The 7,411-nt window shown below is 71.8% G+C and carries 6 protein-coding genes; 5 read left to right on the forward strand and 1 reads right to left on the reverse strand.

Annotated elements, in window-relative coordinates:
* On the reverse strand, nt 1–800 hold an 800-nt coding region (locus tag Q1K26_RS00665; protein WP_300006969.1), incomplete at its 3' end, for an amino acid ABC transporter substrate-binding protein.
* Between the two features lie 219 nt (nt 801–1,019).
* Between Q1K26_RS00665 and Q1K26_RS00670 the strand changes: the two genes are divergently transcribed.
* The 5 genes from Q1K26_RS00670 (at nt 1,020) to clpB (ending at nt 7,305) form a co-directional block, all read left to right on the forward strand.
* Complete coding sequence (locus Q1K26_RS00670; RefSeq protein ID WP_300006977.1) at nt 1,020–1,616, forward strand: carbon monoxide dehydrogenase subunit G; 597 nt, start codon at nt 1,020–1,022, stop codon at nt 1,614–1,616.
* Between the two features lie 137 nt (nt 1,617–1,753).
* Nucleotides 1,754–2,308, forward strand: a complete 555-nt coding sequence (locus Q1K26_RS00675) for a (2Fe-2S)-binding protein (protein ID WP_300006971.1) — start codon at nt 1,754–1,756, stop codon at nt 2,306–2,308.
* A complete protein-coding gene (locus Q1K26_RS00680) occupies nt 2,305–3,120 on the forward strand; it encodes a xanthine dehydrogenase family protein subunit M (RefSeq protein ID WP_300006972.1) in 816 nt (271 codons plus the stop codon). Before Q1K26_RS00675 ends, Q1K26_RS00680 begins: the two co-directional genes overlap by 4 nt.
* A gap of 10 nt (nt 3,121–3,130) precedes the next feature.
* The gene (locus Q1K26_RS00685; RefSeq protein ID WP_300006974.1) at nt 3,131–4,354 is read left to right on the forward strand and encodes a serine/threonine-protein kinase; all 1,224 of its coding nucleotides are present in this window, start codon (nt 3,131–3,133) and stop codon (nt 4,352–4,354) included.
* Nucleotides 4,355–4,668: 314 nt separating this feature from the next.
* Nucleotides 4,669–7,305, forward strand: a complete 2,637-nt coding sequence (clpB, locus tag Q1K26_RS00690; RefSeq protein WP_300006976.1) for an ATP-dependent chaperone ClpB — start codon at nt 4,669–4,671, stop codon at nt 7,303–7,305.
* Nucleotides 7,306–7,411 lie beyond the last annotated feature (106 nt).

Raw genomic sequence — 7,411 nt, forward strand, 5'->3', positions numbered from 1 at the left:
CGGTCCCACTGGGAGGCGCAGAGCGTGTACTCGGCCTTGTCGCCGAACTTGCCGATGATGTCGGCCGAGTCGCAGTGGGTCATCGCCACCATCGGCACATCAATCTTGAGCTCGGCGAGCTGGCGGACAGCGGTCGCCGCCCCCCGCGCGTGTCCGGAAATCACCAGCACGTCCGGGCGCAAGGCCCGCACCTTGGTGAGTGTCGCCGTCATGTCGGAAAGGTCCTTGGGCAGCTTGTCGTCGATGACGATCTTCATGCCGTAACGCTTGGCGTCTTCCATCACCCCGGCCCGCACATCCTGGGAGAACGGATCGTTTTCAAAGGCCATCGCGACCTTGAGCGTCTTCGGATCCTTGCCCTTGGCCTTGGCGGCCTCTGCCGCCAGTTCGATGGCGCTGGCCAGATACTGCTCTGATGTCGACAGCACCGCGAAGAGATACGTGTAGCCCTGGGTGAACAGCGAACGCGACGCGCCGTTGCCCTCGACCATCGGGATACCGTGTTTCTCGGTCACCGGCGCGATCGCCTTGGTGAGACCCGAACTGTAAGGCCCGAGCAAAAACTTGACGCCGTCCTGGTTGATCAGGCGGTCGGCGAGCTGCGCGCCCCGGGCCGGCGTCGATTCGTCATCGTAATAAACGATGCGGAGCTTGTAGACCGTGTCGCCGACCTTCACCCCGCCCATCTCGTTGAGCTTCTTGACCGCGAGGTCGTAGCCGTTCTGGGTATGCTTGCCGTTGGTCGAGTATTTGCCGGTTGTCGAGATCGCCGAGCCGAGCACGATCTCGTCGTCGGCCACGGCCGGTACTGCCAGAACCGACCCTGCAACCACCGCTGCCGTTGCCAGCGCTGCAAATTTCCGCATCGTTTTCCTCCCGTGAAATCGCCGCTCCGGGCGCTTGAAAAAGGGATACGCGACTCCCCCGCGGCCCGCAAGAAATCCGCTCCTCCTTGCCCGCGCGGGCCGCCCGCCGTAGGTTCGCAATCAACCGAATGGAACCGACGGAGAGACTTGTTCATGGACATGTCAGGGGAAATCCGCATCCCGGCGCCACGCGAGGTCGTGTGGAAGGCGCTCAACGATCCGGATGTGCTGAAAGCCAGCATTCCGGGGTGTGAGACTCTGGAACGCACCGCCGACGACGCCTTCTCGGCGAAGGTCAAGGCCGCCGTCGGGCCGGTCAAGGCGACGTTTACCGGCGATGTGAAACTGACCGATATCAACCCGCCCGAAAGCTACACCATCAGTGGTGAGGGCAAGGGCGGAGCCGCGGGCTTCGCCAAGGGCGGCGCGGAGGTGAAGCTCACCGAGGATGGCGACGAAACGGTGCTGTCATACGAAGTGAAGGCGACCGTCGGCGGCAAGCTCGCCCAGATCGGCTCGCGCCTCATCGACAGCACGGCCCGCAAGATGGCCGACAAGTTCTTCGCGAACTTTACCGAGCAGGTCGCACCGAAGCTCGGCGAGGCGGCCGACAAGCCGCCCAGGACCGCGGCAGAAGCCGCAATCGACGAAAGCGCCGGTCCTGCCTCAACCGGTCTTCCGGCAATCGTCTGGATACCGGGCGTGCTCGCGGTCGTGGTGGTTCTGCTGCTAATATTCGGGCTCGGTTGATCCGGATATGCGGGGCAAACAGTTGCCGACTTGACCTCTGCGCGGCAGGTGGGGAAACTGTTGATACATAACACCAATCAAGAAAACGGACGGCGGGCGCTTTCGCAAGCCACGCCGCACTATCAGGGAGAGACACCATGAGCACCACCGTGTCCCTAACGGTGAACGGCAAGTCCGCCTCGGCTGACGTCGAGCCGCGCACGTTGCTGGTCCAGATGCTGCGCGAGCACCTCGGCCTGACCGGCACCCATGTGGGCTGCGACACCAGTCAGTGCGGCGCCTGTGTCGTGCATGTCGACGGCCAGTCCGTGAAGGCCTGCACCATGCTGGCTGTCCAGGCCGAGGGTACGGAGATCACCACCATCGAGGGTCTCGCCGACGGCGACACCCTGCACCCCATGCAAGAGGCGTTTCGCGAGAACCACGGCCTGCAGTGCGGGTTCTGCACCCCGGGCATGGTGATGGCCGCGGTCTCCCTCCTCCGGGAGACGCCGAGGCCCACCGAGCGCGAGGTGCGCGAGGGCCTGGAGGGCAACCTCTGCCGGTGCACCGGCTACCACAACATCGTCCGGGCGGTGCTGGTCGCGAGCGGCCAGGACCCCGACGCCGGCACCGACCGGGGGCACGCCGCGGAGGCGCCCTCGGGCGGGGTCGAGGTCGCGCCCGGCTTCTCCACCGGGAGTGGTGCATGATCCCCGTCGGTTTCGACTACGCGCGTCCGGACACGCTGGAGGAGGCGCTCGCGCTGCTCGCCGAGCACGGCGAGGACGCCACCGTGCTCGCCGGTGGGCACTCCATCCTGCCGGTCATGAAGCTGCGCCTCGCCGCCCCCGAGCTGGTGATCGACATCGGCCGGCTCGCGGAGCTGAACCACGTCCGGGTCGAGGGCGAGGAGGTGGCGATCGGTGCGGGCACCAGGCACCGCACCGTCGAGTCCTCGGACGTCGTGGCGGCCGAGGTGCCGCTGCTGGCCGCGGTCGCCCGCACCGTCGGCGACCCCCAGATCCGCCACCGCGGCACCCTCGGCGGCTCGCTGGCCCACGCCGACCCGGCCTCCGACCTGCCCGCAGCGGTCCTCGCGCTCGGGGGCACGATCGTGCTGCGCAGCCCGCGCGGCGAGCGCTCGGTCCCGATCACCGGCTTCTACACGGGCGTGTTCTCGTCGGTGAAGGAACCCGACGAGCTGATCACCGAGATCCGGGTGCCGCGCACCGGCACGGCGGGATGGGCGTACGAGAAGTTCACCCGCCGCGCCAACGACTGGGCGATCGTCGCGGTCGCCGCCGTCGACGGCCGCGTGGGGCTGGTCAACATGGGCCCCACCCCGCTACGGGCCTCGGCCACCGAGGCCGCGCTGGCCGAGGGGGCGTCGATCGCCGACGCCGCCGCGCTCGCCGACCAGGGCACCGACCCCACCGCCGATCTCACGGCCACCACGGAGTACCGCAGGCACCTCGCCCGCGTGCTGACGAAGCGGGCGCTGACCACCGCAGCCGGGTCCTGACCGCACGCGGATGCGCCTGCTCTCGGGCCGCTACGAGCTCGGTGCCGTCATCGGCACCGGCTCGTCCGCCGTCGTGCACAGGGCGTGGGACCGTGCCGGGTTCGCGAGCGTCGCGGTCAAGCTGTTCACCGCGGGCCCCGATGTGCACGACCCGCGCCGGCACGACCGGGAGATCGACGCGCTGACCCGGGTGCGCCATCCGGGGCTGGTGGCACTGCGCGACGGCGGGATCGACGACGGCGTCCCGTACCTGGTGCTCGACCTCGTGGACGGGCCCACGCTCGCCGAGCACCTGCTGCTCTACGGCCCGCTGACCCCGGAGGCCACGCGCCGCCTCGGCGCGCGGGTCGCCGACGCGCTCGCGGCGGTGCACGCCGCGGGGATCGTGCACCGCGACGTCAAGCCGGCCAACGTGCTCCTGGAGCTCGACGGTGCCCCGCGGCTGACCGACTTCGGGATCGCCCACGCCCTCGACGCCACCTCCCTCACCCGCTCCGGCGCGGTCGTCGGGACCGTCGGGTACCTGGCGCCGGAGCAGGTCCGCGGCCGCGCGGTCGGGGTGGCCGCCGACGTCTACGCCCTGGGTCTGGTGCTGCTGGAGGCCGTCACGGGCCGTCGCGAGTACCCCGGTACCGCGGTGGAGTCGGCCGCGGCCCGGCTGCACCGGGCACCGGCGATCCCCCGTCACCTGCCGGCCCCGCTGGCCCGCGCGATCCGGGCGATGACCGCCTCGGACCCCTCCCGCCGTCCCCGCGCGGCCGCGGTGGCCGAACTGCTCGGCACCGGGTCGGCGACGACCACGATGCCCGCGTGGCTGCTGGCCCCGGTACGCGCCCGGCCCTGGCTCGTCGCCGCAGGCGGCGGGGCGGTCGCCGCCGCGGCCGTCGTGGCGGTGCTCGTCGGCGGGACCGCCGTTCCTGCCGGGCCCGCCACCGGCGTCCCGGCCGCGGCCCTCGTCCCCGAACCGGTCGAGCCCGGACCGGTCGTGTCGCAGCCGGTCGCCGCGGAACCGGCGGCCGTGGCGCCGGCCGCCTCGGGCGGCGTCGTGGCCGGATCGGTCACGGCGGACCCACCGGTCGCGCCGGAGCGCCGCGGCGGGGGCGCCCGGGCGGGCCGCGACGACGACGAGGACGAGGACGACCGGCGGGGGAAGCGGCGTGACCGCGGCCCGCGCGCGGACCGGGACGACGACGGCGACAGGAACGGCGAGCGCCGAGGGCGCGGCCGCCGCTGATCGCCCGGTCCGGAACGCGCCGGTGTGCCCCCAGGGCATGATCGTCGTCTCGGCACCCGCAGCGACGGATACGGCGCCTGCCGGTTCCTCGTCGCTGATCACGGAAATCGTCCCGCCGCGCGATGCGGCTCCACGGTCACCGACCAGCTCGGGCACGGCGGTCACGAACCGGGCGCCCCGGCGGGCTCCGGCCGAGTACCGGTCGCAGGCGTCAGGTCGGCCGGGTTGAGCGGAACACGCTCAACTTTCCTGACGTTGGAGTTGTCGACGGGCACGATGGTGCCCTGGAACCACCGCAGGAGGGATCCGCAGGGATGGATTCGTTCAACCCCACCACCAAGGCCCAGCAGGCCGTGTCCGCCGCCGTGCAGGCCGCGGCGCTGGCCGGCAACCCCGACGTCGGCCCGACCCACCTGCTCGGTGCGCTGCTCGCGCAGGCCGACGGCATCGCCGCGCCGCTGCTCCAGGCGGTGGGTGCCGACCCGGTCGCCGTGCGCGCCGAGCTCACCCAGCTCGGCAACCGGCTGCCCTCGGCCGCCGGGGCCACCGTCAGCGCGCCGCAGCTCTCGCGCGACACGCTGGCCGCCATCACCGCGGCCCAGCAGCTGGCCACCGAGATGGGCGACGAGTACGTCTCCACCGAGCACCTGCTGGTCGGGCTCGCCTCCACCGGGAGCTCCGTCGGCGCGCTGCTCAAGCGCCACGGCGCCACCCCGGAAGCGGTGCGCGAGGCGTTCGCGAAGGTGCGCGGCTCGACCCGGGTCACCAGCCCGGATCCGGAGGGCACCTACCAGGCGCTGGCGAAGTACGGCGTCGACCTCACCGAGCGGGCCCGCTCCGGCGAGCTCGACCCCGTCATCGGGCGCGACACCGAGATCCGCCGTGTCGTGCAGGTGCTGTCGCGGCGCACCAAGAACAACCCGGTGCTGATCGGCGAGCCCGGCGTCGGCAAGACCGCGATCGTCGAGGGACTGGCCCAGCGGATCGTCGCCGGTGACGTGCCCGAGTCGCTGCGCGGCAAGCGCGTGGTCTCCCTGGACCTCGGGGCGATGGTGGCCGGTGCGAAGTACCGCGGCGAGTTCGAGGAGCGGCTCAAGGCGGTGCTCTCCGAGATCACCGAATCGGCGGGCGAGGTCGTCACGTTCATCGACGAGCTGCACACGATCGTCGGCGCGGGTGCCACGGGCGAGGGCGCGATGGACGCCGGCAACATGATCAAGCCGATGCTGGCCCGTGGCGAGCTGCGCCTCGTGGGCGCCACCACGCTCGACGAGTTCCGCCAGCGCATCGAGAAGGACCCCGCGCTGGAGCGCCGCTTCCAGCAGGTCTACGTGGGCGAGCCGTCGGTGGAGGACGCCGTCGGCATCCTGCGCGGGCTCAAGGAGCGCTACGAGGTGCACCACGGTGTGCGCATCACCGACGCCGCGCTGGTGGCGGCCGCGGCGCTGTCCGACCGCTACATCACCGCCCGGTTCCTGCCCGACAAGGCGATCGACCTCGTCGACGAGGCGGCGTCGCGGCTGCGCATGGAGATCGACTCGCGGCCCGTCGAGATCGACACCGTCGAGCGGTCCGTGCGGCGGCTGGAGATCGAGGAGATGGCGCTGGCGAAAGAGGAGTCCGCCACCGCGCCCGCCGGCGCCAGAGGCTTCGACACCGCCTCGGTGGAGCGGCTGGCCGCGCTGCGCGCCGAGCTGGCCGAGCAGCGCGAGCAGCTCGCGGCGCTGACCGCGCGCTGGCAGAACGAGCGCGGCGCGATCGAGGACGTGCGCGAGCTCAAGGAACAGCTGGAGACGCTGCGCGGGGAGTCCGAGCGGGCCGAGCGCGACGGCGACCTCGGCCGGGCCGCCGAGCTGCGCTACGGCACGATCCCGGCGCTGGAGAAGAAGCTGGAGTCGGCGGTCTCGATGCCGGCGACCGACCTGATGCTCAAGGAGGAGGTCGGTCCCGACGACGTCGCCGAGGTCGTCTCGGCATGGACCGGGATCCCCGCGGGCCGGATGCTCGAGGGCGAGACCGCGAAGCTGCTGCGCATGGAGGACGAGCTCGGCAGGCGCGTGGTCGGGCAGGTCGAGGCCGTGCGCGCAGTGTCCGACGCGGTACGCCGGGCGCGCGCGGGCATCGCCGACGAGAACCGGCCCACCGGCTCGTTCCTGTTCCTCGGGCCCACCGGCGTCGGCAAGACCGAGCTGGCCAAGGCGCTGGCCGGGTTCCTGTTCGACGACGAGCGGGCGATGGTGCGCATCGACATGAGCGAGTACTCCGAGAAGCACTCGGTGGCTCGGCTCGTCGGCGCCCCTCCCGGCTACGTCGGCTACGACCAGGGCGGGCAGCTCACCGAGGCCGTGCGCCGCCGCCCGTACACCGTCGTGCTGTTCGACGAGGTGGAGAAGGCGCACCAGGACGTGTTCGACACGCTGCTGCAGGTGCTCGACGACGGGCGGCTCACCGACGGCCAGGGCCGCACGGTCGACTTCCGCAACACGATCCTGGTGCTCACCTCGAACCTGGGGTCGCAGTCGATCACCGACCCGTCGCTCGACGACGCCGGCCGCCGCGACGCGGTGATGGCGGTGGTGCAGCGGCACTTCAAGCCGGAGTTCCTCAACCGGCTCGACGACGTCGTGGTCTTCCACGCGCTGTCGACCGAGGAGCTCACGCACATCGTCGACATCCAGCTCGACGTGCTGCGCACCCGGCTCGCGAAGCGGCGGCTGACGCTGGAGGTGTCCGACGCGGGCCGCGAGTGGCTGGCGATGAACGGCTTCGACCCGGTGTACGGGGCCCGGCCGCTGCGGCGGCTGGTGCAGTCGGCGATCGGCGACCAGCTGGCGAAGGCGCTGCTGGGTGGCGACGTCCGCGAGGGCGACACGGTGCGCGTGGACCTCGACCCGACGGCGGGCGGCGGCACCGGCGGCCTCCTGGTGGGCCGAGCGTTCGCGACGCCCTAAACCCACCCACCCACCCCCCCCCCCCCCCCCCCCCCCCCCCCCCCCGGTGCGGGGGGGGGGGGGGGTTAGAAAAACCCCACAACGAGAAAACCCCCCCACCCCCACC

The sequence above is a fragment of the Pseudonocardia sp. genome (genome assembly GCF_029263155.1).
Classification (GTDB): domain Bacteria; phylum Actinomycetota; class Actinomycetes; order Mycobacteriales; family Pseudonocardiaceae; genus Pseudonocardia.

What these genes read in the sequence shown, in the direction of transcription:
- Q1K26_RS00670 (WP_300006977.1), top strand. Translation starts at nt 1,020, where the DNA reads ATGGACATGTCAGGGGAAATCCGCATCCCGGCGCCACGCGAGGTCGTG.
- Q1K26_RS00675 (WP_300006971.1), top strand. Translation starts at nt 1,754, where the DNA reads ATGAGCACCACCGTGTCCCTAACGGTGAACGGCAAGTCCGCCTCGGCT.
- Q1K26_RS00680 (WP_300006972.1), top strand. Translation starts at nt 2,305, where the DNA reads ATGATCCCCGTCGGTTTCGACTACGCGCGTCCGGACACGCTGGAGGAG.
- Q1K26_RS00685 (WP_300006974.1), top strand. Translation starts at nt 3,131, where the DNA reads ATGCGCCTGCTCTCGGGCCGCTACGAGCTCGGTGCCGTCATCGGCACC.
- clpB (WP_300006976.1), top strand. Translation starts at nt 4,669, where the DNA reads ATGGATTCGTTCAACCCCACCACCAAGGCCCAGCAGGCCGTGTCCGCC.